Source organism: Blautia faecis (genome assembly GCF_020554845.1).
In the GTDB taxonomy this organism is placed as follows: domain Bacteria; phylum Bacillota; class Clostridia; order Lachnospirales; family Lachnospiraceae; genus Blautia_A; species Blautia_A faecis.
This window is the reverse complement of record NZ_JAJCIA010000015.1, coordinates 1-25,953: the sequence shown is the minus strand read 5'-3', so window position 1 is coordinate 25,953 and position 25,953 is coordinate 1. Positions and strand designations below refer to the sequence as shown.

The 25,953-nt window shown below is 42.9% G+C and carries 25 protein-coding genes; 18 read left to right on the top strand and 7 right to left on the bottom strand.

Going from position 1 to position 25,953, the window contains the following annotated elements; all coding sequences use genetic code 11:
• Positions 1-23: 23 nt before the first annotated feature.
• A complete protein-coding gene (locus LIZ66_RS09095; protein WP_195699123.1) occupies positions 24-1,781 on the top strand; it encodes an ABC transporter ATP-binding protein in 1,758 nt (585 codons plus the stop codon).
• A 59-nt stretch (positions 1,782-1,840) separates the two neighbouring features.
• Positions 1,841-3,688 carry an ABC transporter ATP-binding protein gene (locus LIZ66_RS09090; protein ID WP_334292553.1) on the top strand — a complete coding sequence of 616 codons (1,848 nt, stop codon included), beginning with the start codon at positions 1,841-1,843 and terminating at the stop codon, positions 3,686-3,688.
• A 131-nt stretch (positions 3,689-3,819) separates the two neighbouring features.
• On the opposite strand, the gene LIZ66_RS09085 is transcribed toward LIZ66_RS09090, so the two are convergent.
• The 3 genes from LIZ66_RS09085 to ilvB all read right to left on the bottom strand — a co-directional run bounded on the left by LIZ66_RS09085 (position 3,820) and on the right by ilvB (position 7,092).
• A complete protein-coding gene (locus LIZ66_RS09085; protein ID WP_173716183.1) occupies positions 3,820-4,758 on the bottom strand; it encodes a DMT family transporter in 939 nt (312 codons plus the stop codon).
• 83 nt (positions 4,759-4,841) lie between these two features.
• A complete protein-coding gene (gene ilvN / locus LIZ66_RS09080; protein WP_118579761.1) occupies positions 4,842-5,354 on the bottom strand; it encodes an acetolactate synthase small subunit in 513 nt (170 codons plus the stop codon).
• Between the two features lie 19 nt (positions 5,355-5,373).
• On the bottom strand, positions 5,374-7,092 hold the full coding sequence (gene ilvB / locus LIZ66_RS09075; protein WP_173716158.1) for a biosynthetic-type acetolactate synthase large subunit: 1,719 nt from the start codon (positions 7,090-7,092) through the stop codon (positions 5,374-5,376).
• Positions 7,093-7,095: 3 nt separating this feature from the next.
• Here ilvB and LIZ66_RS19960 point away from each other — a divergent pair, with 3 nt between their 5' ends.
• Both LIZ66_RS19960 and LIZ66_RS09070 read left to right on the top strand, forming a co-directional pair.
• Positions 7,096-7,221, top strand: coding sequence for a DUF6783 domain-containing protein (locus LIZ66_RS19960; RefSeq protein ID WP_368356910.1), 126 nt, complete (start codon positions 7,096-7,098; stop codon positions 7,219-7,221).
• Positions 7,222-7,470: 249 nt separating this feature from the next.
• A complete protein-coding gene (locus tag LIZ66_RS09070) occupies positions 7,471-8,631 on the top strand; it encodes an AI-2E family transporter (RefSeq protein WP_173716157.1) in 1,161 nt (386 codons plus the stop codon).
• A 141-nt stretch (positions 8,632-8,772) separates the two neighbouring features.
• Here LIZ66_RS09070 and LIZ66_RS09065 read toward each other — a convergent pair whose 3' ends face one another.
• Entirely contained in the window at positions 8,773-10,008 is a 1,236-nt protein-coding gene (locus LIZ66_RS09065) for an argininosuccinate synthase (RefSeq protein ID WP_173716156.1), read from the bottom strand.
• Between the two features lie 445 nt (positions 10,009-10,453).
• Here LIZ66_RS09065 and argC point away from each other — a divergent pair, with 445 nt between their 5' ends.
• From argC to LIZ66_RS09045, 4 genes are all read left to right on the top strand, one after another.
• Complete coding sequence (gene argC / locus LIZ66_RS09060) at positions 10,454-11,494, top strand: N-acetyl-gamma-glutamyl-phosphate reductase (protein WP_148461744.1); 1,041 nt, start codon at positions 10,454-10,456, stop codon at positions 11,492-11,494.
• Positions 11,495-11,594: 100 nt separating this feature from the next.
• Positions 11,595-12,818 carry a bifunctional glutamate N-acetyltransferase/amino-acid acetyltransferase ArgJ gene (gene argJ / locus LIZ66_RS09055; RefSeq protein WP_148461743.1) on the top strand — a complete coding sequence of 408 codons (1,224 nt, stop codon included), beginning with the start codon at positions 11,595-11,597 and terminating at the stop codon, positions 12,816-12,818.
• 109 nt (positions 12,819-12,927) lie between these two features.
• Entirely contained in the window at positions 12,928-13,824 is an 897-nt protein-coding gene (gene argB / locus LIZ66_RS09050) for an acetylglutamate kinase (RefSeq protein WP_118579746.1), read from the top strand.
• Positions 13,811-15,001, top strand: a complete 1,191-nt coding sequence (locus LIZ66_RS09045) for an aspartate aminotransferase family protein (RefSeq protein WP_118579743.1) — start codon at positions 13,811-13,813, stop codon at positions 14,999-15,001. Before argB ends, LIZ66_RS09045 begins: the two co-directional genes overlap by 14 nt.
• Before the next feature lie 278 nt (positions 15,002-15,279).
• Here the strand turns inward: LIZ66_RS09045 and LIZ66_RS09040 are convergent, their stop codons facing one another.
• Positions 15,280-15,609, bottom strand: coding sequence for a DUF1292 domain-containing protein (locus tag LIZ66_RS09040; protein WP_173718892.1), 330 nt, complete (start codon positions 15,607-15,609; stop codon positions 15,280-15,282).
• 340 nt (positions 15,610-15,949) lie between these two features.
• Between LIZ66_RS09040 and LIZ66_RS09035 the strand changes: the two genes are divergently transcribed.
• Together LIZ66_RS09035 and LIZ66_RS09030 are read left to right on the top strand one after the other, a co-directional pair.
• Positions 15,950-16,165, top strand: a complete 216-nt coding sequence (locus tag LIZ66_RS09035; RefSeq protein ID WP_118579737.1) for a helix-turn-helix transcriptional regulator — start codon at positions 15,950-15,952, stop codon at positions 16,163-16,165.
• Entirely contained in the window at positions 16,158-16,961 is an 804-nt protein-coding gene (locus tag LIZ66_RS09030; RefSeq protein ID WP_173718893.1) for a DUF3169 family protein, read from the top strand. The genes LIZ66_RS09035 and LIZ66_RS09030 overlap by 8 nt, the downstream gene beginning before the upstream one ends.
• On the opposite strand, the gene LIZ66_RS19280 is transcribed toward LIZ66_RS09030, so the two are convergent.
• Positions 16,930-17,211 (bottom strand): DUF6783 domain-containing protein, encoded by a 282-nt coding sequence (locus tag LIZ66_RS19280; protein WP_308768403.1) that lies wholly within the window; start codon positions 17,209-17,211, stop codon positions 16,930-16,932. The two genes, LIZ66_RS09030 and LIZ66_RS19280, sit on opposite strands and share 32 nt — an antisense overlap.
• Between LIZ66_RS19280 and LIZ66_RS19275 the strand changes: the two genes are divergently transcribed.
• The 8 genes from LIZ66_RS19275 to holA all read left to right on the top strand — a co-directional run bounded on the left by LIZ66_RS19275 (position 17,131) and on the right by holA (position 25,372).
• Entirely contained in the window at positions 17,131-17,304 is a 174-nt protein-coding gene (locus LIZ66_RS19275; protein ID WP_308768404.1) for a DUF6783 domain-containing protein, read from the top strand. The genes LIZ66_RS19280 and LIZ66_RS19275 overlap by 81 nt on opposite strands.
• The gene (locus LIZ66_RS09025) at positions 17,286-17,720 is read left to right on the top strand and encodes a DMT family transporter (RefSeq protein ID WP_173769620.1); all 435 of its coding nucleotides are present in this window, start codon (positions 17,286-17,288) and stop codon (positions 17,718-17,720) included. The genes LIZ66_RS19275 and LIZ66_RS09025 overlap by 19 nt, the downstream gene beginning before the upstream one ends.
• Positions 17,721-17,846: 126 nt before the next feature.
• Positions 17,847-18,683 (top strand): helix-hairpin-helix domain-containing protein, encoded by an 837-nt coding sequence (locus LIZ66_RS09020; RefSeq protein WP_226837378.1) that lies wholly within the window; start codon positions 17,847-17,849, stop codon positions 18,681-18,683.
• Positions 18,684-18,696: 13 nt separating this feature from the next.
• Positions 18,697-19,386: a response regulator transcription factor gene (locus tag LIZ66_RS09015; RefSeq protein WP_173771138.1), complete on the top strand. Its 690-nt coding sequence runs from the start codon at positions 18,697-18,699 to the stop codon at positions 19,384-19,386.
• A 3-nt stretch (positions 19,387-19,389) separates the two neighbouring features.
• A complete protein-coding gene (locus LIZ66_RS09010) occupies positions 19,390-20,817 on the top strand; it encodes a sensor histidine kinase (protein ID WP_148461740.1) in 1,428 nt (475 codons plus the stop codon).
• A gap of 10 nt (positions 20,818-20,827) precedes the next feature.
• A complete protein-coding gene (locus LIZ66_RS09005; RefSeq protein WP_195477720.1) occupies positions 20,828-21,766 on the top strand; it encodes a GerMN domain-containing protein in 939 nt (312 codons plus the stop codon).
• 61 nt (positions 21,767-21,827) lie between these two features.
• Positions 21,828-24,206 carry a ComEC/Rec2 family competence protein gene (locus LIZ66_RS09000; protein ID WP_226837375.1) on the top strand — a complete coding sequence of 793 codons (2,379 nt, stop codon included), beginning with the start codon at positions 21,828-21,830 and terminating at the stop codon, positions 24,204-24,206.
• 179 nt (positions 24,207-24,385) lie between these two features.
• Positions 24,386-25,372: a DNA polymerase III subunit delta gene (gene holA, locus LIZ66_RS08995; protein WP_226837372.1), complete on the top strand. Its 987-nt coding sequence runs from the start codon at positions 24,386-24,388 to the stop codon at positions 25,370-25,372.
• 123 nt (positions 25,373-25,495) lie between these two features.
• Here holA and rpsT read toward each other — a convergent pair whose 3' ends face one another.
• A complete protein-coding gene (rpsT, locus tag LIZ66_RS08990; protein WP_330382769.1) occupies positions 25,496-25,759 on the bottom strand; it encodes a 30S ribosomal protein S20 in 264 nt (87 codons plus the stop codon).
• Positions 25,760-25,953: the final 194 nt, after the last annotated feature.

Genomic DNA, 25,953 nt, shown 5'->3' with positions numbered 1-25,953 from the left:
CAAAAAAGAAAGGGGAGAACCTGATGATAAAGACATTACTTGCCCAGGTAAAGGAGTTTAAGAAGGCCTCCTTCCTCACACCGGTATTTATGATACTGGAGGTTGTGGTGGAGACAATGATTCCGCTTGTAATGGCAGATATGATCGACAACGGTGTGGAAGCCGGTAATATCAGTTATCTTTACAGAAAGGGTGCCATTATGGCGCTTCTTGCTGTTGCAGGACTTGTTACCGGTATTCTTGGGGGAAAATACGGAGCATACGCATCCTCCGGTTTTGCCCGTAATCTTCGTAAAGCAATGTATACTAACATTCAGACATTTTCATTTTCAAACATTGACAAGTTCAGTACTGCAAGTCTGATCACACGTCTGACTACAGACGTGACCAACCTGCAGAATGCATACCAGATGATCCTGCGTATGTGTACCCGTGCCCCGGCCAGTCTGATCTGTGCCATGGCGATGGCGTTTATGATCAATGCAAGAATTGCCAGCATTTACCTTATTGCCGTTATTTTTCTTGGATGTTTTCTCGTATTTATTATGAAAAAGGCGACGAAGTATTTCCGGGAAGTATTTGAGAAATATGACGATTTAAATGCCAGCGTACAGGAGAATATCAGCGCAGTCCGCGTTGTGAAGGCTTATGTACGTGAAGAATATGAGACCACTAAGTTTCAGAAAGCCTGCAATAAAGTTTACGAAATGTTTGTAAGAGCTGAGAAACTGGTAGTTATGAATATGCCGGTTATGCAGTTTACAGTATATGCATGTATTCTTGGAATCAGCTGGCTGGGTGCGAATATGATCGTTGGCGGCAGTCTGACTACAGGTGAATTGATGAGTCTTCTTACATATTGTATGAATATTCTTATGAGCCTTATGATGCTTTCCATGGTATTTGTTATGGTCACCATGAGCGCAGCAAGTGCAGAGCGTGTAACTGAGGTTATCAATGAAACAGCAGATCTTCATGATCCGCAGGATCCGGTTATGGAAGTTGCAGACGGAAGTATTGAATTTGACCATGTGGATTTCAGCTATAAGAAGGACAGTAAGGAGCCGGTGCTGAAGGATATCAATCTTTCTATCCGCGCAGGAGAAACTATTGGTATTATCGGTGGAACCGGAAGTGCCAAGTCCAGTCTGGTAAACCTGATCAGCCGTCTTTATGATGTGAGCTCCGGATCAGTGAAAGTTGGCGGCGTGGATGTGCGTGACTACCATATGGATAGTCTGCGTAACCAGGTAGCAGTTGTACTTCAGAAGAATGTGCTGTTTTCCGGTACCATTCTGGAGAATCTGCGCTGGGGAAATAAAGAGGCTTCGGAGAAAGAGTGCCGCAGAGCGTGTCAGCTTTCCTGTGCGGATGACTTCATTGAGAAAATGCCGGACAAATACAATACTTATATTGAGCAGGGCGGAACCAATGTTTCCGGCGGTCAGAAACAGCGTCTGTGTATCGCCAGAGCTCTTCTTAAGAAACCCAAAGTACTGATTCTGGATGATTCCACAAGTGCGGTAGATACTGCCACAGATGCACGTATCAGAAGAGCTTTTGCAGAAGAAATTCCGGATACTACCAAGCTGATCATTGCACAGCGTATTTCCAGTATTCAGAGTGCGGACAGGATCATTGTCATGGATGAGGGAAAAATCAGCGGATTTGGAACTCATGAGGAACTGATGAAAACCAATGCCATTTATCAGGAGGTTTATAATTCACAGATAAAGGGTGGTGGAGATTTTGATGAGAATAGAGGAGGTGAGCAGGCATGAGCAATGAAAGACCGATAAAGAAGCCAGGCCGCAGCGGGGCAGCCTTCCGTTCAGGCCCTATGGTAGAGAATCCGGGCAAGATGCTTGGAAGACTGATGGGGTATATTTTTAAGAACTACAGGATCCATATTATTGTAGTTGTGATCGGCATTGTGGTAAGTGTTCTTGCTAATGTGCAGGGAACCATGTTTATGAAGACTTTGATTGACCAGTATATCATGCCTATGCTTCAATCTGAGACTCCGGATTTCCATCCTCTTGCAATGGCAATTCTTCGTGTAGCCTGTTTTTATGCAATTGGGGTGGCGTGCACATATACGTACAACCGTCTGATGATCTATGTCAGTCAGGGCACCCTACGCAATCTTCGAAATGAGATGTTTGAGCGCATGGAAACACTTCCTGTTAAATATTTTGATACACATGCACATGGCGATATCATGTCTATCTACACCAATGATATTGATACACTGCGCCAGATGATCAGCCAGAGTATTCCACAGCTGATCTCCAGTGTGATTACCATTGTCAGTGTATTGGTAAGTATGATTATTTTGAATGTGCCTCTTACCATCGTGACTCTGGTCATGGTTGGAGTGATGCTGGTGGCAAGTAAAAATCTTGCAGGACTCAGCGGCAAGTATTTCATGGAGCAGCAGAAGAATCTTGGTATTGTAAATGGTTACATCGAGGAAATGATGGAAGGCCAGAAGGTTGTAAAGGTATTCTGCCATGAGGAAGAAAGCCTTGAGAAGTTTAATGAGCTGAATGACCAGCTGTTTGAGAGCGCGAATAATGCCAATAAATTTGCAAACGTGCTGATGCCTACCTGTGCGCAGATTGGAAATATCAGCTATGTGCTGTGCGCCATTGTTGGCGGTGTGCTTGCCGTAAACGGTGTGGGTGGATTTACTCTTGGCGGCCTGGCAAGTTTTCTCACTTTTAACAAGAGCTTCAGCCAGCCGATCAACCAGGTAAGCCAGCAGTTTAACAGTATTGTTATGGCACTTGCCGGAGCGAAGCGTATCTTCGATCTTCTGGACGAGAAGCCGGAGGTAGATGACGGATATGTGACCCTGGTAAATGTGAAAGAAGAGAATGGTAAGCTGGTTGAGTCCAAGAAACGTACAGGACGCTGGGCGTGGAAGCATTTTCACAAAGCCACCGGCAAAACAGATTATATCGAATTGAAAGGTGATATTGTTCTGGATGGCGTTGATTTCGGATATCGTGATGACAAGATCGTGCTTCACGATGTGAAGATGTATGCGAAGCCAGGACAGAAAATTGCATTTGTCGGCTCCACGGGTGCCGGTAAGACGACAATTACCAATCTTCTGAATCGTTTCTATGATATTCAGGATGGTAAGATCCGTTATGATGGCATCAATATAAATAAGATCAAAAAGGGTGATCTGAGACGTTCCATGGGTATCGTTCTTCAGGATACTAATCTGTTTACTGCTACCGTTATGGAGAATATCCGTTATGGAAAACTGGATGCCACAGATGAGGAAGTTATTGCAGCTGCCAGGCTGGCGAATGCGGATGGCTTTATCCGAAGACTGCCGGATGGTTATCATACTATGCTTCGCAATAATGGTGCTAATTTAAGCCAGGGACAGAGACAGCTGCTTGCAATCGCCAGGGCGGCAGTAGCAGATCCGCCGGTTCTGATCCTGGATGAGGCTACCAGCTCTATTGATACCCGTACAGAGAAGCTTGTACAGGATGGTATGGATAAGCTGATGGAAGGCAGAACTACATTTGCAATTGCACATAGGTTATCCACAGTCAGAAACAGTGACTGTATTATGGTTCTGGAGCAGGGACGTGTTATTGAGAGAGGCTCTCATGATGAGTTAATTGCGCAGAAAGGTAAATATTATCAGCTGTATAATGGGTGATATGGGGTAAATAAGTAAGAGGTAACGTTTGGAAGGTTCAAGCGTTACCTCTTACTTTTGGTTTTGGAAGATTTAGAGCGTGTTTGAAAAAGGCTTTCTGCAAGAATTTTTCAAACAGGCTCTAGAGCGCGTTATTTTTCACTGGCAGTTTCTTTCTGCGGCAACTGGGCAAGAACGATAGCCCCGAACATTACCACACAACCGATGATTTCCCGGGTGCTTAATTTCTGTCCTAAGATAATCCAGCCGGCGAGGACAGAGATGCAGGATTCCAGACTGAGAATCAGGGAGGCTACGGTTGGGTTCATATTTTTCTGGCCCACGATCTGGAGGGTGTAGGCGACACCGCAGGACATAACGCCGGCATAGAGAGTAGCGCCCCAGGCACCACTGAATGAAGAAAGACTGGGATGCTCCAGAATTATGGCTGGGATAGCAGTGAGGATTCCGCAGACCAGAAACTGGATGCAAGACATTTTTACTCCATCTGTCTTTGGTGAAAAGTAATCAATGACCAGAATGTGCAGGGAAAACAGGAAAGCACAGATCAGGACCAGAAAGTCTCCCTTTCCAATGGAAAAGCCGTCTGTGATGCAAAGCAGATAGAGACCAATCAGTGCCATTACAACCGCAACCCAGATAAAAGGACTGCATTTCTTTTTCATAAAAAGTCCAAGGATCGGGACGATGATAATGTAGCATGCAGTGAGAAAACCTGCTTTTCCAACGGAGGTGTACTGGATACCAAACTGTTGGAAGTTGGAAGCAAGACACAGGCAGATACCGCAGATTATGCCGCCGGCAATTAAGGTTTTGTTGCGGGAAAATGGATTTGAACCGCTGGATGCCATTGGCTGTCTGTCGGATTCTGTGAAATCAGCTGAATTGCTCTGTGGATTTATTTTATTGAGCAGTAAAATAACCGGGATCAGCACCAGAGAACCGATAATGTTTCTTGTGGCATTGAAAGTGAGAGGGCCGACAGCTTCACCGCCCTCACTTTGTGCTACAAAGGCGATTCCCCAGATCGTTGCTGTCAAAAGGAGAATCAGTGAATTTTTTAATGGTATTTGTTGTTTTTTCATAATGGATTATCCCCTCGTAAAATTTACAAAAATGCCCTCCTTTAACAGGAGGGGCATCATCGTTTAAATTATCTTTCCATCATGCTGATGGATTCAATTCCTACACTTCCACCTCGGACTACTTCGATGCGGCCGAATTCTTCTTTGATCAGTTTGACAACTGCATCATTTTTGGTCGCTGTCTGTACGAATTCCAGAAGCAGGCTGTCTTTACCGTAATCAATGACTCTGGCTTTGAAAGTCTCAGCAATCTGGAATAATTCAACTTTGTCCTCAGAAGAGCAGTTAAAAACCTTGATGTAAAGAATCTCTTTCATGCGGACGAACATATTGGTGAAATCAATAACTTTGATGACTTCTACCATTCGGTTCAGCTGTTTCTTGATCTGTTCGAACGTTTCATCGTCGCTTACAGTTCCGATGGTCATTCGGGAAACGGTAGGATCCTCTGTAGTACCAACGGTGAGGCTGTCCAGGTTATAGCTTTTGCCGGAGAAAAGTCCGGAAATCTTGGACAGAACACCTACCTGGTTTTCTACGTAGAGGGAAATCCATCTTTTTTTCATGCCTTTATCTGCCATTGGATAAACCTCCTGTTAATTAACAATCCATAATTAAATCTTCCAGTGTTCCGCCAGGCTTTACCATCGGATAAACCATTTCTTCAGGATCAATGATGAACTCGATCAGGGTCGGAACTTTGGTATTTTTCTTTGCTTCTTCAAAGGCTGCGGCAACCTCATTTTTATTGAAAACCCGGATCCCTTTGGCACCGTAGCTTTCTGCCAGCTTTACAAAATCCGGTGTATATTTCGGGTATTCCTCGCCATTTGTACGGCGGGAAAGGGCACCGGAGCGAAGATTGGTCATGCTGTAGCGTTTGCCATAGAAAAGCTTCTGCCACTGACGAACCATACCAAGATATTCGTTATTAAATACACAAAGAATCAGTGGGAGCTCTTCCAGAACAGCTGTGGCAAATTCCTGAATATTCATCTGCATTCCACCGTCGCCGGAAATAACGATAACCGGTTTGTCCAGATTACCGATCTTTGCTCCTACACCACCAGGAAAACCGTATCCCATGGTACCAAGGCCCCCGGACATAACAAGCTGCTTGCCTGGTGTGATCTCAGCATACTGGGAAACCAGCATCTGGTGTTGTCCGACATCCGTGACAATGATGGCTTCTTCAAACTGGCAGTTGATCTGGTTAATGATGTCAACCGGACTTAATCTGTCATTTGGACGCATTACAAGAGGATGTTCCTGCTTCCAGCTGTTTATCTCACTGTTCCATTTTTTGCTGGCATAGTCGGAAACGTATTCGGACATTTTTGCAAGGGCATCTTTTGCATCTGCAACGATTGGAATATCTACCTGGATGTTTCTGGAAATAGAGGCCGTGTCAATGTCAATATGGATAATCTGGGCATTAGGGGCAAATTCATGAAGCTTTCCTGTGATTCGGTCGTTAAAACGTGTTCCAATGGAAAAAAGTACGTCACAGTTGCTTACAGCCATATTGGCTGCATAGGCACCGTGCATGCCAAGGTTTCCGATAAAAAGCGGATGGTTGGTAGGGATTGCACCTCGTCCCATAATAGTAGTTACAACCGGAACACCGGTCTTTTCCACTACTTCCTGGAATACCTTATTGGCATGGGAAATATTGATTCCGCCGCCTGCCAGGAAGAGAGGCTTCTTTGCCTTGGAAAGTGTTTTGATCGCACGTTTCAGCTGTCCGATGTGGACACTGGTGTTTGGCTTGTAGCCGCGGATATTTACGCTCTTTGGATATTCTGCACTGCCCAGTTCAGCCATTACATCCTTGGGCAGGTCAATGAGAACCGGTCCAGGGCGTCCGGTACGTGCAATATAGAAGGCTTCCTTGATGATACGTCCAAGATCTTCACGGTTGCGTACAGTGACTCCATACTTGGTAATACTGCGGGTAATTCCTACAATATCAACTTCCTGGAATGCATCGTTTCCAATCAGATGACGTGCTACCTGACCGGTGAAGCACACCAGAGGAACGCTGTCGTAATTGGCTGTAGCAAGGCCTGTGACAAGGTTGGTAGCACCAGGACCGCTTGTTACAAGACATACGCCAACTTTTCCAGTGGTACGTGCGTAAGCATCGGCTGCGTGAACCAGTGCCTGCTCGTGACGTGGAAGGATTACGGTGACATCATCCTGTTTGTATAATTCATCGCTGATATCAATGGTACATGCTCCGGGATAACCGAAAACGTACTCAACATCTTCTTCTTTCAGTGCTTTTACCAGCAGCTTATTGCCTGATATCTGTTTCATTTAGTGAAGATACCTCCTTTTCGCCGGGGAAAAACCCACAATATAATTATAAAAAAATCTTCCACAAGTTGTGACGCACATCTTGCAGAAAGCCTTTTTCAAACACGCTCTAGAGCAAACGATATTTAATCAATATTATAGCGTTAACGTGGAAAAGTGTCAATAAAGTTCACAGAAAACCAGAGAATTGCGGCGCGAAATCATGCAAAGCATGATTCTTTTGCATCGCGAAGCGTGTTACTGGTCACGGAGGGAACAGTAACACGTTGAATTAAAAGAGGTGGGAAAAAGAAAGGGATAACTGGTCAAAAAGTGGATTTTGTGGTAAGATATGCAGAACAAAAGTGTACTGAGAAAGAAAGGAGGAGGTTGAAAATAGTGGAACTAAATAAGGAAAATATGAAAAAGATAAGGTGGCTGATCGCTTTTTCAGTGCTTCTGTATCTGGGAGTGCAGAATCTGGATGTGGTGCTGAAGTATGTGAAAATTGTGTGGGGACTTCTTCTGCCATTTGTGTTGGGTGGAGCTATGGCGTTTGTGCTGAATGTACCTATGGCATTTATTGAGCGGCATGTTTTTGGAAAAGCAAAGGAAAAAGAAAACAGGAGGGGACGTGCAGCAGCAAAATTTGCAAGACCGGTGAGCCTGATCTTTTCCATTGTTCTGGTGGTGCTGGCGATTCTCGTTGTAGTACTGATTGTGGCACCGGAGCTTGGAAGAACTCTGGTAAATGTTGTGAAAAAGGTGGAAGAAGATATTCCGTTAGTTCAGAAATGGCTGACAGATACCTTCCAGAGTGATTCTGAAATTGTGAAATGGGCATCTACCATAGAAATTGATCCGCAGAAAATTATTGATTCTATTGTGAGCGTTTTGAGAAGTGGGGCGGACAATCTGGTATCCTCCACTATTACCGTGACTATGGGACTGGTGAGTATGGCTATGAATTTTGCAATTGGTTTTGTGTTTTCCTGTTATGTGCTCCTTCAGAAAGAGAAGCTGGGCAGGCAGGTCCTGAAAGCGGCTTATGCGATCTTACCTGTGAAAACAGTGGAATATCTGGGACATGTTTGTACACTGGCAAGTAAGGTGTTTTCAAGCTTTATTACCGGGCAGTGCATAGAGGCGGTGATCCTGGGAAGCATGTTCTTTGTTTCCATGACGATCGGAAGATTTCCATATGCAATGCTGATCGGAGTGCTGATCAGTTTTACGGCGCTGATTCCTGTGTTTGGCGGAATTATTGGATGCTGGGTGGGATTTTTCCTGATTTTGATGGTAAGTCCTCTGAAAGCTTTGGCATTTCTTATATTGTTCTTGATCCTGCAGCAGATTGAGGGAAATCTGATCTATCCTCACGTAGTTGGAAACTCTGTGGGACTGCCGGCAATCTGGGTACTGGTTGCAGTGACTCTGGGCGGAAATCTTATGGGAATTGTGGGAATGCTGATTTTTATTCCGTTGGTGTCTGTAATTTATACATTGTTTAAGGAATGGGTGTCTGAGAGGCTGGAGCAGAAGAAGGTAAAAATCAGTTGAGAAAATTTTTAATAAGTGCTGGTTGCTAAATAAAATAAGCGCTGGAAAATAATTGGTTTACATAAAACAAAAAAGTTGTAAAAAACATCTCCGGGAGGATTAAGAACTTCCGGAGATATTTTTTGCTTATTTTTATGAAGATCAGTCGTTGGTCTGTTTCTGACTTTCTACTTCTGCAAGCTTCATTGCACGAACCTTCAGCGGCAGACCGAACAGAGTGATGAATCCGTCTGCATCATGGTGATCGTACATATCACCTGTTGTGAAGGAAGCAAGAGATTCATTGTAAAGGCTGTATGGAGAAGTGGTTCCGGCTTTGATGATGTTGCCTTTGTAAAGTTTGAATTTTACTTCACCGGTTACATATTTCTGTGTGGACTCTACGAATGCCTGGATTGCCTCACGAAGTGGTGTGAACCATTTTCCTTCGTAAACAACCTGAGCCAGCTGGCTGCCAAGTTTCTTCTTGGTTTCCAGAGTTTCACGATCAAGGATCAGCTCCTCAAGCTGTTCATGTGCTTCCATAAGGATTGTTCCACCAGGAGTCTCATAAACACCACGGGATTTCATACCTACAACACGGTTCTCAACGATATCGATAATGCCGATTCCGTTCTCGCCGCCAAGCTTGTTCAGTTCTGTGATGATCTCGGAAACTTTCATTGCCTTTCCATTTAAGGTCTTTGGAACACCTGCCTCAAATGTCATGGTGATTTCGGTCTCTTTATCCGGAGCTTTCTTAGGTGTTACGCTGAGTACTAACATATCATCATAGTTTGGAGCCTGCGCCGGATCCTCAAGTTCAAGTCCCTCATGGCTGATGTGCCACAGGTTACGGTCACGGCTGTAGCTGTGTTTTGCATCGAATGGAAGGTTGATACCATGAGCCTGGCAGAACGCGATCTCGTCTTCACGGGACTGCATGGTCCAAACGTCTGTCATACGCCATGGAGCAATGATCTTGATGTCTGGTGCAAGAGCTTTGATTCCAAGCTCAAAACGGATCTGGTCATTTCCTTTACCAGTTGCGCCGTGACAGATTGCAACAGCGTTCTCTTTTCTTGCGATCTCAACCAGTTTCTTGGCAATAGCAGGACGTGCCATGGAAGTACCAAGAAGATATTTGTGCTCATATACAGCACCTGCCTCAACACACGGCATAATATAGTTGTCGCAGAAGTCATCTACGATATCCTCAATATATAATTTGGAAGCTCCGGAAAGCTTTGCTCTTTCCTCAAGTCCGTCCAGCTCATTTCCCTGTCCGCAGTTAACGCAGCAGCAGACAACATCATAATCAAATGTTTCTTTCAGCCACGGAATCAATGCTGTGGTATCAAGTCCGCCTGAATATGCAAGTACAACTTTTTCTTTCATAATATTTACCTCTTTTCTTTTATCCCTCTGAAACAGATAGGGTTATAAAGCATATTAAATTTTGAATAAATATTCATCGTGATAACGGCTCTTACGTTCTGTACGTTATTCACAAAGAATAATATACAACAATACTCATAAATATGCAATAGTAAATTTGAAAAAATTTATAAAAACTTTGCATAAAAATGCATAATATAATAGGTAAATACGCGTTGAAATGCACAAAAAAAGATAGATTGAATGGAAAATAAGGAAAAAATGACTATTGCATAATATGCAAAGAAGATGTATAATTCATTCATCATTGTTTATAAAGCACATGTTACTGTTCACTCCGTTCACAAAACGGACATTGTTGCCAGTGAACAGAGTAACAAGTATGAGTTCCAGAGCCTGTTTGAAAAAGCATGCTTTTGACACCATAATAATGGAGGACACTAAAATGATAAAAGCTGGAATTATTGGAGCAACCGGTTATGCGGGAAATGAAATTGTACGTCTCCTTCTGGGACATAAAAATGTGGAAGTAGCATGGTATGGATCCAGAAGCTACATTGATAAAAAATATGCAGGAATTTATCAGAACTTTTTTAAGCTGGTAGATGCAAAATGTATGGACGATAACATGGAAGCTCTGGCAGATGAGGTTGATGTGATTTTCACTGCAACACCGCAGGGGCTGTGTGCTTCTCTTGTAAATGAGGGAATCCTTTCCAGAGCGAAAGTAATTGATTTAAGTGCAGACTTCCGTATTAAAGATGTGAAGAAATATGAAAAATGGTACGGAATTGAGCACAAATCCCCTCAGTTTATTGATGAAGCTGTGTACGGATTATGTGAGATTAACCGTGAGGACATCAAAAAAGCTCGTCTGATCGCGAATCCGGGATGCTATCCAACTTGTTCTACACTTTCTATTTACCCATTGTTAAAGGCTGGAATGATTGATCCGAACACGATTATTATTGATGCTAAATCCGGAACGACGGGTGCTGGAAGAGGGGCTAAGGTTGATAATCTTTATTGTGAAGTAAATGAAAATATCAAGGCTTACGGTGTTGCCACACACAGACATACACCAGAGATCGAAGATCAGTTAGGATATGCCTGCGGACAGGAAGTGACCATTAATTTTACCCCGCATCTTGTTCCAATGAACAGAGGCATTCTGGTTACAGCATACGCTTCCCTGACAAAGGATGTGACCTACGAAGAAGTAAAAGCTGCTTATGATGCATGCTATGAGAATGAGACATTTGTGAGGGTTCTGGATAAGGATGTGTGTCCGCAGACAAAGTGGGTAGAGGGCAGTAATTACGTGGATGTGAATTTCAAGATCGATCCGAGAACCCACAGAATCATCATGATGGGAGCTATTGACAACCTGGTAAAAGGTGCTGCCGGACAGGCAGTTCAGAATATGAATCTGATGTTTGGGTTTGATGAAGCGGAAGGATTATTACAGGTTCCGATGTATCCGTAAAAGTGAAATTGGAGACAGGCTCCGGGCCTGATTTCAGGACTGAGTTACATTGAAAAATAAACATATAATTTGCTTGATCGGGCAAAGGAGGAGTATCAATATGGAAATAATTACAGGTGGTGTTACCGCAGCAAAGGGGTTTAAAGCAGCTGCGGCAGCAGCAGAAATTAAATACAAAGGCCGTACAGATATGGCCATGGTTTACAGTGAAGTTCCATGTGTTGCAGCTGGCACTTTTACAACAAATGTGGTGAAGGCAGCTCCTGTAAAATGGGATCAGAATGTGGTCTATAATCACCCATCTGCACAGGCTGTGATCTGCAACAGCGGTATTGCAAATGCATGTACCGGAGCAGAAGGATATGGCTATTGTAAGGCGACTGCTGATGCAGCTTCTGAGATACTTGGAATCCCTGCAGATAGCGTGCTGGTTGCATCTACAGGCGTGATTGGAATGCAGATTCCGATTGACAGAATTGTAAATGGTGTAAAGGCTATGGCTCCGAAGCTTGACGGTTCTTTAGAGGCCGGAACAGAGGCAGCCAAGGCTATCATGACTACAGATACCGTAAAAAAAGAGGTTGCTGTACAGATCGAAATTGGTGGAAAAACAGTAACAGTTGGCGGTATGTGCAAGGGATCCGGAATGATCCATCCTAATATGTGTACCATGCTTGGATTTGTCACAACAGATGCTGCAATTTCCAAGGAAATGCTTCAAAAAGCACTAAGTGCAAATATTAAAGATACCTTTAATATGGTTTCTGTAGATGGCGATACTTCCACAAATGACACTGTTCTGCTCCTTGCAAACGGCATGGCAGGCAACCCTGAGATCACAGAAGAGGGTGCTGATTTTGATAAATTTATGGAGGCTTTGAATTATATTAATACCTGTTTATCAAAGAAAATTGCAGGTGACGGAGAGGGCGCGACTGCACTTTTTGAAGTGAAAATTGTGGGCGCTAAGACAAAAGAAGATGCAGTTACGCTTAGCAAATCCGTAGTAACTTCTTCTCTTACAAAGGCTGCAATTTATGGTCACGATGCAAACTGGGGACGGATTTTGTGCGCTATGGGATACTCTGGAGTGCAGTTTGATCCGGAAAAAGTTGACCTGTATTTTGAGAGCCGCGCAGGAAAATTAAAGATTATTGAGAACGGTGTTTCAACAGGATATGATGAAGCAGAGGCAACCAGAATCCTGTCTGAGGATGAGGTAACAGCTATTGCAGATGTGAAGATGGGTGACGCAAAAGCAACTGCATGGGGCTGTGATCTTACTTATGATTATGTGAAAATTAATGCAGATTATCGTTCTTGATATTAAAGCTTGAGAGTGTGTAAATTAGATGCCAGAGGAAGACTGAAAGGCATGCAGTTGTAGGACTTTTGTAACATAAAAATATAGGAAAGAAAGGTTAAGAGAAAAAATGGTAAATCAGAAATATCTTGATAAGGCAGAGGTACTGATTGAGGCGCTTCCTTACATACAGCGTTTTAACCGTAAAATTGTTGTAATAAAGTATGGCGGAAGTGCTATGCTGGATGAAAAATTGAAGGCGAATGTAATTAAGGATGCAGTTCTCCTGAAACTGGTTGGATTTAAGCCAATTATCGTACATGGTGGCGGCAAGGAAATCAGCAAATGGGTTGGAAAAGTAGGCATGGAGGCTAAGTTTATCAATGGTCTTCGGGTAACAGATTCCCAGACAATGGAAATAGCAGAAATGGTCCTTGCCAAAGTAAACAAAGAACTTGTTTCCCATGTGGAATCCCTTGGCGTACAGGCTGTTGGTATCAGTGGAAAAGACGGTGGATTGCTGAAATGTAAGAAGAAATATTCCAATGGAGAGGATATTGGATTTGTAGGGGATATTACAGAAGTAAACCCGAAAATTCTTTATGATCTGCTGGAAAAAGATTTTCTTCCGATTGTTTTTCCAATCGGATTTGATGATAATTATGACAGCTATAACATTAATGCAGATGATGCAGCCTGCGCAATTGCAGAGGCTGTACATGCAGAGAAGCTTGCATTTCTTTCTGATATTGAGGGAGTTTATAGGGATAAAGATGATCCGTCATCTCTGATTTCTGAGCTTCATATTCAGGATGCCAGAAAACTGATCGAGGATGGATATGTTGGCGGCGGAATGATTCCGAAGCTGAATAACTGTATTGAAGCAATTGAGCATGGTGTTAACCGGGTTCATATTCTTGATGGAAGAATTCCTCATAGTTTACTGTTGGAAATCTTTACAAACAAAGGTATCGGAACTGCTATTTTAAGAGAGGATGGAGAGAAATATTACCATGAACATGAATAATCAGATGGAAGAAGCGGAGTCCAGTATTCTTCATACATATAATCGTTTTCCTGTTGTTTTTGAACGTGGAGAGGGTGTGCACCTTTTTGATTCCGAAGGCTCCAAATATCTGGATTTTGCAGCAGGAATTGCTGTAAATTCGCTTGGATATCATTATCCTGGATATGATGAAGCACTGAAAGAACAGATTGATAAGCTGACTCATATTTCTAATTTGTATTACAATGAGCCAATTATCGAAGCTGGCGCAAAGCTGGTAAATGCAAGCCGCATGGACAAGGCTTTCTTTACAAACAGTGGTACAGAGGCTATTGAAGGTGCATTAAAGGCTGCGAAAAAGTATGCTTATGAACGTGACGGACATGCAGATCATGAGATCATTGCCATGAATCATTCTTTCCATGGCAGATCTATTGGAGCACTTTCTGTCACTGGAAATGCACATTACCGTGAGCCTTTTGAGCCGCTCATGGGTGGTGTGAAATTTGCTGATTTCAATGATCTTGAGAGTGTAAAAGCCCAGGTTACAGATAAAACATGTGCAATTATTATGGAGACCGTACAGGGAGAAGGCGGTATTTATCCAGCGGAAAGAGAGTTTCTGGAGGGCGTTCGCGCACTGTGTGATGAGAAAGATATTCTCCTTATTCTGGATGAAATCCAGTGCGGAATGGGACGTTCCGGATATTATTTTGCATGGCAGGCATACGGTGTACAGCCGGATATTATGACCTGTGCAAAAGCGCTTGGATGCGGTGTTCCTGTTGGTGCATTTGTGTTGAGTAAGAAGGTTGCACAGGCTTCTTTGAAGCCGGGAGACCATGGTACAACTTATGGCGGAAATCCGTTTGTATGTGCGGCTGTAAGCAAGGTTTTTGACATTTATGAGAAGGATATGATCCTTACTCATGTACAGGAATTAACCCCATATCTTGAAAAAAAACTGGATGAACTTGTGGAAAAACATGAGTGTGCTGCAGCAAGAAGAGGTATGGGATTCATGCAGGGAATCGTCATTGCAGGACGACCTGTAGGAGAGATTGTTAAGAAGGCTCTGGAGAAGAAACTGCTGGTTATTTCTGCAGGAAGCGACGTGCTTCGTATTGTGCCTCCGCTTGTGATTACCAAGGCGGATATTGATGAAATGGCGGAGATTTTGGATGAATGTCTGGCGTAAATCAGGGCTGGAGTTTTGGTGAAAAAATAGGTGAAAATTAAAAAAGATTCACTAAAAAAGCATTGTAGGTTGATTTTAAGCTATAAATGAGAATAAAATGACAGAAAAAAGGTACTTTGAAATGGTTTTCAGGTACCTTTTTTCTATTGCTCAAGATTCTGTTTTAAAAAATTATTCCGGAAATCTCCCATAAATCCTGACATACATCTTGTCAAAAGTTGGGGGATGGAACTTTTTACACTGTATGGAGTACAGCTGCTTAAAAGCTTTTTGTAAATTTACTCTTCTGAGAAGTCGAATTCGTCTTTAAATTTCTCTTTGAAAATGTCAAAAACAGCGGTGAGAATGTCATCGTCATCAACGAAAACATAGCTCTCGTTTTCTTCATTTCCGTCGTCCTCAACCTGAAGAATCAGTACTTCTTCATCTTCGTTCTCGTCCTCACCTTCCACGTCCTCTACAGGTGGGAGAAGAACTGCGTAACGCTTTCCTTCATATTCAACAAGGTCCAGGAACTCAAAATCCATGTCTTCGCCGTTTTCGTCTGTGAGAGTGATGATCTCGATTTCCTCTTCTGCTGGGGTACCAATGTTCTTTTCGTTTGCCATTGTGATTCTCCTTTCAAGTTGACATGCCAGCCCGGCTGTCATATTTGTTGAAAATATTATATCAATTGTGAGAGCTGTTGAATAGATGGAAAATATAGAAAATTTCGAAAATGTTTTTGCATAATGTCAGAAGAAAGACTGGAAAAGCGGTTTTCAGTAGAGATGTAACAGGATTGCAAGGTTGTTTTGGGAAAATATAAAAAACATGTTGACAAATAAAGTTGTCAATGATACTATTCAAATACAGGAAATGACAAACAAACTTGTCATAATGACAATGAAATAAGTCATTTCAGAAAAAATAATTGAATACACTACGAATGAGAAAGGAGCCTTTGAAATGGCGCTGGAGAATCGATTGAAGGAATATCGTGCCAGGCTTGGAATCAATCAGGCGGACATGGGGAAACTGGCTGGTGTGTCCAGACAGACGATCAGCCTGATTGAGAGGGGAGACTATTCACCTTCAGTGACGCTGGCTTTGAAGCTGGCGAAGATCTGTCAGGTGACAGTGGAAGATATTTTTACTTATACGGAGGATGGAGAAGATGAATAAGGGAAAATCTAAGAAGAAAATGAATTCCTATTTAAAAATGGTACTGATTATGCTGGCTGGTGGTGTTGTTGGAGGAATTTTTGGTTTTGTTACATCATACAGCGGGGAGAATTCTATAGCAGTTATTGGGCATGGGATGAATGCATTTCTTTTGGCTGTACGTGATCATACAGTGCTGTTGGAATGTATCTGCGGTGCAATCTGTATTATGATCTGTGAGATCCATTTTGGAAAGATGAAGAGAATGGGAAGCCAGATACAGGATGCAGAGGATGAAGAATATCATGAATTGCAATATCATATTGAAGTGTCCTCCAGCTGGGGGATGATCGCAAGTACAGTGGGAACTGTTCTTATGATGCTGATCATTTCACCAGGATATTCTATGAAATATATTGAGAGCCAGAGTGACGGTGAGACCGGGAGGTTCTTAGCAGGACTAGTTGTGTTTATGGGAATGGTTGTATATTTTGGTATGTGGCAGGTTCGTTATGTAAAGATGGTCCAAAGAATTTATCCTGAGAAGAAAGGCGATCCTGCTTCTATGAAATTCCAGGAGCAGTGGCTTGCAAGCTGTGACGAAGCAGAGAAGGAAGAAATCTACGAAGCAAGTTATAAGACTTACCTGTTGACTGGAAAGGTACTTCCTTTTTGCACATTGGTAGCCATGCTGCTTCATATGGTATGGAATACGGGCGTTCTTGCTATTATCATTCCTGCTTTTCTCTGGATCTTATCGGCGTTTAATTTCTGCCGGTGCTGTGTTACGAAAAAAAGCGAAAAACTTGCGAAGTGAATGAATCTTTGAAAAATACATATAATACTATTATGGAGGTGCCTGCTGCAAGTGCACCTCCTTTTCTTCCCGGGAAAGGGAGTATCCTTTTGGAGGCTGTCAGAACATTGATTGGCTTAGAGCGTGTTTGAAAAATCATTCCTGCAATCTGCACGCCCCACTTTGCGGTATATTTCACTCGAATTCGGTTGCCGTAGCCCGCTACGGCGCCCTCATCCGGGCGAAATCTCCCACAAATTGTGACGCACACCTTGCAGAAAGCCTTTTTCAAACACGCTCTAGAGAAAGAATCTGGAAGTATAGGATAGTTTATGGAGGTATTGTATGTGGGGATTTCTTGTAGCGTTGATATCTGGTGCATTGATGAGTATTCAGGGCGTTTTTAACACAGAGATGACTAAGCAGACCAGCTTGTGGGTATCCACCGGCTGGGTACAGTTTTCTGCGTTTTTGGTCTGTGTGTTGGCGTGGATTTTTACCGGGAGGGATAGTATTGGCGCGTTGTGGCAGGTGGAGAATAAATATACTTTACTTGGCGGTATTATCGGAGCATTTATTACCATAACTGTCATTCAAAGCATGGGAAGTTTAGGTCCTGCAAAGGCTGCTATGCTGATTGTAATTTCCCAGCTTGCAGTTGCCTATGTAATTGAATTATTTGGTCTGTTTGGTGTAGAAAAAGTGGATTTTCAATGGCGGAAACTGATCGGTATGGCTGTGGCTATTGTAGGAATTGTCATATTTAAATGGGAGAAATAAGGTAAATAGATAAAAGACTGATAAAATTTAGAAATGGTATTGTAAAAAATGTAAAGTTTCGTTAAAATAGATTAGGTAAAGCATGAGTGGAGGGGAACCTGCGCATAAAGCGAAAGGGGAACCTGCATGGGAAGAAAAATGAAATACAGATGTGGAATCTGGACAGTTTTGTTCTTTCTCTGGACGGCGTCTGCAATGACAGGCTGCGCACGTCGGGAAGAGGTTTTTCTGGAAGAGTTGGATTCAGATGAAGAGAACTCGAATAGAAAAGCCGGAGAAGAGAGCACTGCGTATGAGAGTAACGTGGCGGCAGGGGAAAATCCCGAAAAACAGTCTGCTGTTTCAGATGCTGGATCAGAGGGAAATACAGAAAATTCAGCTTTGGATTCGCCACCAGAAACGCCAATTCCACAGAAAATATTCGTTGATGTATGTGGAGCCGTTGTAAATCCAGGCGTTTATGAGCTGGATGAAGGAGCGCGTATTTTCCAGGCTGTTGATGCAGCTGGAGGATATTTGCCAGAGGCAGCCATAAATTATCTGAACAGAGCCAGAAGCATTGGAGATGGGCAGCAGATTTATGTGCCTACTGAGAAAGAAGTGTCTGAGGAGCTGGAACTCGCTATGGCGAAAGTGCCAGAGGCATTGAACGATGGTGACAAGTCTGGAAGTTCAGGATTGGAAGAAATTCAAGGCAGCTCAGTGGAAAATCCATCGGGAACTGTTGAAAGAGATACAGGAAGTTTCGGAGATGGCGCAGGCGATGATCCGCGAATTAATCTGAATACTGCAGATGCCGGGCAGCTTTCCACATTAAGCGGAATCGGGCAGTCAAAGGCAGAAGCCATTATTGCATACAGAGAGGAGCATGGAGACTTTGCTTCTATAGAAGAGATTATGAATGTAGAAGGTATCAAGGAAGGTACCTTTTCAAAGATAAAAGACAAGATATCAACTGGATAAGGGAGATTCTTAAATGAGCAGGAAAGTTTTGGTAGTAGATGATGAGAAACTGATAGTAAAGGGTATCCGTTTCAGTCTGGAACAGGATGGAATGGATGTGGATTGTGCCTACGATGGAGAAGAAGCCCTGGAGATGGCCAAAGAGAAGAAATATGACATTATTCTCCTGGATCTTATGCTTCCCAAGATGGATGGCTTTGAAGTATGCCAGCAGATCAGGGAATTTTCAAATGTTCCTATTGTAATGCTTACAGCGAAAGGTGAGGATATGGATAAGATCCTCGGTCTTGAGTATGGCGCGGACGACTATATCACCAAACCATTTAATATTCTTGAAGTAAAGGCAAGAATCAAGGCCATTATGCGCCGTGCTGGCAGCAATCAGGAAGAAAAAGACAAGGCGAAGACAATAGAGGCTGGTGACCTGAAAATGGATTGTGAGAGCCGCCGCGTGTTTATTGCTGGTAAGGAAATCAATCTGACTGCCAAAGAATTCGACGTGTTGGAACTTCTGGTGTTCAATCCAAATAAAGTTTACAGCCGTGAGAACCTGCTGAATATTGTATGGGGATATGAATATCCTGGTGATGTTCGTACAGTGGATGTACATATCCGTCGTTTACGTGAAAAAATTGAGGCGAATCCCAGTGAGCCGAAATATGTACACACCAAATGGGGTGTGGGATATTATTTCCAGGCATAAGCCATGCCAGAGAAAAAGAAACCCAGCTTTTTAAAAAGTCTGCGTTTTCGTATTCTGATCATTCTGGTCATTCTGGGAATCGTACCAAGTGTCATTGTTGCTCATGTGATGGTGGCAGCCTATGAGAGCAAGGCTGTGGCTGTCCGTAAGCAGACTGTTGAGAAGCAGTGTGACATTCTGTGTAACCTGTTAATTAAAGAGAATTATATGAATGACTCCAGCTCGCAGGATGTAAACAGCAAGCTGGAGTTGTTGTCTAATGTGTATGACGGCAGAATTCTGTTAGTTGACAGGGATTACAGGATTATCAAGGATACCTATGGCGTAGATGAGGGAAAGACTTTGATCTCCACTATGGTGATCAAATGCTTCAAAGGTGAGGAAGCCAGCCGCTATAATAGTAAGACACAGAAGATTGAGATGGCCCTCCCTGTGAAAAGCCCGGAAGTGAAGCAGCTTCAGGGTGCTATGCTGATCAGCTTTTCCTCCAATGAAATTGCAGAGAATATTCTGGAACTGGAACAGAAGAGTCTTCTGATCACAGGAATCATTATTGTGCTGGCGGTCCTTCTTGGATATGTGCTTTCTACGGTTCTTGTAAAGCCGTTTGCCAGAGTTACCAAGTCCATTGAGGATTTGACGGATGGATACCAGAATGAGGAGATTTCTGTCCCGGATTATACAGAGACAGCACTTATTACGGATGCGTTCAACAAAATGCTTTCCAGAATGAAGATTCTGGATGAGTCCAGAAATGAGTTTGTTTCCAATGTGTCTCATGAGCTGAAGACACCGCTTACCTCCATGAAGGTACTTGCCGATTCCCTGGTGGGGCAGGAAGGGGTGCCGGAGGAGCTTTATCAGGAGTTTATGGGCGATATCACTGCAGAGATCGATCGGGAGAATAAAATCATTACAGACCTGCTTTCTCTTGTAAAAATGGATAAGAAGGCAGCAGATCTGAATGTGGAGCACCTGAATATCAATCAGCTTCTGGAGGATATCCTGAAGAGACTCCGTCCAATTGCAGATAAGAGGCACATTGATCTGATCCTGGACAGTTTCCGCCCTGTTGAGGCGGATGTGGATGAGGTGAAGTTTACTCTTGCCGTGAGCAATCTGGTTGAGAATGGTATTAAATACAATGTGGATGATGGCTGGGTTCGTGTAACCCTTGACGCTGACCATAAATATTTCTATGTGAAGGTTGCAGATTCCGGAATGGGCATTCCGGAGGAGTCCATCGGAAGAATTTTTGAACGTTTTTACCGCGTAGACAAATCCCATTCCAAAGAAATTGGCGGCACAGGTCTTGGACTTGCGATTACCAGAAGTGCTGTGACCATGCACCATGGAACTATTCAGGTGGCAAGTAAGGAAGGCGAGGGAACCACCTTTACTGTCCGCATTCCTTTATCATATATTCCGTAGGAGGTGCCAGATGAAGAAATTATTGAGTACAGCGATGGCTCTGGTTCTGATCATTGGCCTTCTTACCGGATGCTCGGTGGAAAGCCAGGGCGAGAAGACTGAAAGTGTCAGTAATCAGTACTATCTATATTACCTGAACAAAGATGAAACGAAAGTAACAAAGACAAGATATTATCCGGAGCAGGAAAGTGCGGAATTTATGCTCCAGGATTTAATGGGAATCCTGAATGGACAGGAGAGCAGCGGCGAGAACCTGCCTTTGCTTCCAGCAGGAGTTCAGCTGGTGACTTACCGCTTAAATGAATCCCTTCTGGAATTGGAGTTTAATGCAGATTACAGTAATATTTCCCGAACCAGGGAGATTCTGGTGCGCGCAGGTGTGGCAAGAACATTTCTTCAGATCCCAGGAATCACCGGCATAAAGATTTTTATAGGAAATCAGGAGCTTACCGATTCCAAGGGACAGGCTGTAGGCGTGCTTGACGGCAACACTTTTGTAGAAATGTGGGGCTCTGATAAAGATGCGTATCGGTATGATACTTTTACTCTGTATTTTACAGACAAGACAGGAGAGCATCTTGTGGCAGAACAGAGAAATGTATATTATAAGAGAATTCTGCCAAGAGAGAGAGTAATACTGGAACAGCTTGCCAAAGGACCGATGGTGAAAGGGCATTATCCAACAATTCCGCAGGATACGGATATTCTGGGAATAGAGGTGTCTGATAATGTGTGCTATGTGGATTTTAGTTCCGCTTTTTCAGATTCAGGAATTGATATTCCGGTGAACACCATGATTTATTCCGTGGTAAATTCTCTTCTGGATACGACATCTGCTGATAAAGTGCAAATTTCAATCGAAGGTGATACAGAGGCTAAGTTAAGTGATGGAACATCTTTGTACAGTCTTTTCAGTAAAAATACAGATCTGATCCTGAAAGAGAATTAGAGCGTGTTTGAAAAAATCAATCAATAACGCTTATAAAATGAAATACTAAAGGAGTTTATAAATGACGAAAAGACCGCTTTGCATGGTGTGTCTGGTCTTGATGCTCCTTATGTGTGTGGCCGACCGGGCAGGATTTCCACTGATCCGAGGAAATCCTGTGCCGGAAAATGTGGACTCCTGGATCCGGAAGCATCCCAAGGTCACAATCTGCGGAGAAGTGACACAGACCACAGAAAATGAATTTTCACAATCTGTTTATCTTAGCAATACATATCTGATTTATCAACCAAAGAAGAATCAATCAAAGGAAAATCAACCGAAGAAAATATCTATTGAAAATGTAAAAGTATTTTTAAAGAAAAAAGAAGATGTTCCGGCAGGAACTGTTGTTTTGGTGTCTGGAAATCTGGAGAGAGTAGGTGAGATGCGAAATCCAGGAGAATTTGATGCCAGACAGTACTACGCCAGTCAGCATATTTTCTATTTTATGAAAAAGGCGGAATTGTTAAAAAAATCGGAAAATTATTCTGCTTATCGACAAGGTATGAATGATCTAAGAAAATATTTCAGTGAAGTTCTGAATGGAATTGGTGGAAAAGAAGCTGGGATTTTTCAGGCAATTGTTCTTGGGGATAAAAGCAGCCTGGATGAGGAAGTGAAGCTTCGCTACCAGATGGCTGGTATTGTGCATGTTCTGGCAATTTCAGGGCTGCACATCAGCGTGATTGGAATGGGAATTTATAATCTTCTGATGAAGACGGGAATGGGAATCTGGCCGTCTGGGATAATTGCCCTGCTGATTTTGCTTCAATACGGTGTGATGACTGGTGGAAGTGTGTCTACTATGCGTGCGGTCTGTATGTTTTTGATATCTGTAGGGGCGAAAATAACCGGAAGGATTTATGATCTGCCAACGGCGCTGGCTGTTTCGGCTATGTTAATTCTTGGAGATTCAGGAGCATATTTATATAACAGTGGGTTCCTTTTGTCATTTAGCGCGGTAGCAGGAGCTGGCGTAGTGGTTCCTGCATTAACAAAGAGTATGGATTCATCCCGGATTGAAAAAGGGAAAAATGAGCGGAGAAGAAAGAGTGCATGGAAAAGACATGCTGGAAAAAAGTTTAAAGATATTTGCTGTATGATTTTAGGAAAACATACAGGGCAAATATATGAAAAATTCGCCAGAGGTTTTTGCAAAGCAAATCTGGCTTTAGGCGCATCTATAGGAATACAGCTGACCATGCTTCCTGTTTCCTTATATTTTTTCGGAGAAGTTTCACTGGTTGGAATTTTTTTAAATTTGCTGGTGCTTCCTACAGTAGGAATTGTTCTGGGAAGCGGAGCTACTGGATTGCTTGCAGGGTGTGTAAGCTTTTCTGTTGGGCGTGTTGTGATTTTGCCTGGAAAGGTTCTTGCTGGAATTTATGAAGAGTTATGTAAACTATCCGGAAATCTGCCTTTTGGTATCTGGATCACAGGACAACCAAAGCTGTGGCAGGTGGCTGCATATTATATTTTGTTTGCAGGAGCAGTCTGGATACTTACACAGAAAAGAAAGCGGGAGAGAAAAATAATTGCTTTCGTAGTTGCATGTCTGGCCATATCTATTCTTATATGGCGTGAGCCGGAACCATTTTCTGTCAGCTGTCTGGATGTGGGACAGGGCGACGGGCTTGTGCTGCGGACGCCGGAAGGAAATTGTTTTCTTGTGGATGGTGGAAGCACAAACAAATCAGGTGTGGGACAATATCAGATTTTACCTTATCTGAAAAATCAGGGGATTTCTCAGATTGATGGAATTTTTATATCTCATACAGATCAGGATCATATCAGTGGTGTACAGGAAATATTGGAGATGGCTGTAAAAAAACTGAATTCAGTAAAATTGGGATGTTTGTATCTGCCCGAGTGGGAAAATCCCCCTGCTGCATGGGAAAAACTGAAACAGACAGCAAAAGAGGCCGGAATTCCAGTGAGAACCCTGAAGGAAGGAGACTGCCTGAATGCAGGTAAATTGCAATTGCAGATAATTGCTCCTGCGGTCAGTGCTTCTGGCGCAGATGTAAATGAAGATGGCATGGTGATTAAAGTAAAATATGAGGAGTTTCTTGGTCTTTTGACAGGTGATATCGGGGAAGAAACAGAAAAGAAATTGCTGGAATTGGGAGTGTTGGAAGATGTGGACTTTTTGAAGGTGGGACACCATGGCTCCCATTACTCTACCTGTCAACAGTTTCTTGATACAGTGCGCCCGGAATATGCTGTGATTTCCTGTTCTTCTACCAATACTTATGGTCACCCGTCACCGGAAATTACGAAACGCCTGGAAGAAGCCGGATGCCAGACAAGTTTTACTATGGAAAGCGGTGCTGTAAAAGTTTGCTGGGAGAAAGAGAGGATAAGGATTAAGAAATTTTTGGAAAAGGGAAATGGTTTGTAGATCGAAAAAGGTACTTTTATAAAGACACAATTTGTGGTATGGTTTAATAGAATGTCGGATACAGCTCTATCCTCCCTGGCAGAAAGAGTTTGGGGGGGGGCTACTGGTCAGATCAGATCGTGAATAGTAACCTTTTGGGAAAAGTCCTGACCGACAAGAAGATAACAGGAGCGTACATTTTGAAGAATATCAAGGAAGATATAAAGACGGGTAATTTTAAACAGGCGTATTTGCTGTATGGTGAGGAAGCTTACCTGAAACAGCAGTATAAACATAAACTGGTACAGGCACTGAATCCGGAAGATGACACCATGAATTTTAATCATTATGAGGGTCGGAACATTGATGTGAAGGAATTGATCGACCTTTGTGAGACCATGCCTTTTTTTGCGGACCGTAGGGTGATTCTGTTGGAAGATACCGGATTTTTTAAGAATAAATGTGATGAACTGGCTGATTATATGAAAGAACTGCCAGACTATCTTTGCCTCATTTTTGTGGAAAATGAGGTGGACAAAAGAAACCGTATGTATAAAGCTGTAAAGGCAGCAGGAAGAATCGGAGAATTTGTGCAGCAGGATGAGAAAACGCTAATGCGCTGGGCTGCCGGGCTTCTGAAAAAAGAAGGCAAGATGATCACCCAGCGGGATATGGAGCTTCTTCTTACCATGACTGGTGTGGACATGGGAAATCTGCGGATGGAGCTGGAAAAGATAATTTCCTATACCGGTGACCGGGATGTGGTAACGGGAGAGGACATTCTGGAGATTTGTACCACTCAGACCCAGAATAAGATTTTTGATATGGTCCGGGCAGTGACGGAGAAAAATCAGAAGAGGGCACTGGATCTGTATTATGATCTTCTTATGCTGAAAGAGCCCCCGATGAGAATCCTTTTTCTTTTGGCGAAACAGTTTCGCCAGCTGCTTTTGGTAAAAGAATATGCAGAAGAAGGAATCCCTCAGCCGGTGATGGCATCAAGACTGGGAGTGCCGTCTTTTGTGGCGAAAAATATTGCAGTCTGTGCAAGATCCTATAGAATCAGTGAACTTCGTCAGGCAGTGACGGATTTTGTGGATGCAGAGGAAGCTGTGAAGACAGGCAGATTGCAGGATGTGCTTAGTGTGGAATTACTGATCGTGAAGTATAGTTCAGCCAGAAGATGATGTTTGCCAAAATAGACAGTGGGCTGAACAGGAATGAAAAAAATACAGAAAAAAGGCAGTCGATGACGGTTCGACTGCCTTAATTTTCACTTATAAGCTTATAACTAAAAATTCAGATATCTATTAGCCAATGCTGTTAACGGCTTTGGATAAACGGGAAACTTTTCTTGCGCAGTTGTTTTTGTGATAAACACCTTTGGAAGTTGCTTTGCTGATTGTAGAGATAGCCTCTTTTAATGCAACCTCTGCTGCTGCCTTATCGTTGTTTGCTACTGCTGCGTCAACTTTTCTGATGGAAGTCTTAACAGCAGAACGGATGGATTTGTTTCTCGCAGCTTTTGTTCTGTTAACTAAAATTCTCTTTTTTGCAGATTTGATGTTAGCCAATTCGTACACCTCCAATTCGTGAATGATGATTAATTTTTTGCATCATAAGAACAGACACGGGCGTTCCTATGAACATGCTTATATAGTTTATAATAATTCCCCTGGATTGTCAATACATATTTTCAAAAATGCTTGACATATTATGAACCATTTATGATAATGTCCTAATATACCACAAAGGAAAATGTCCCAAT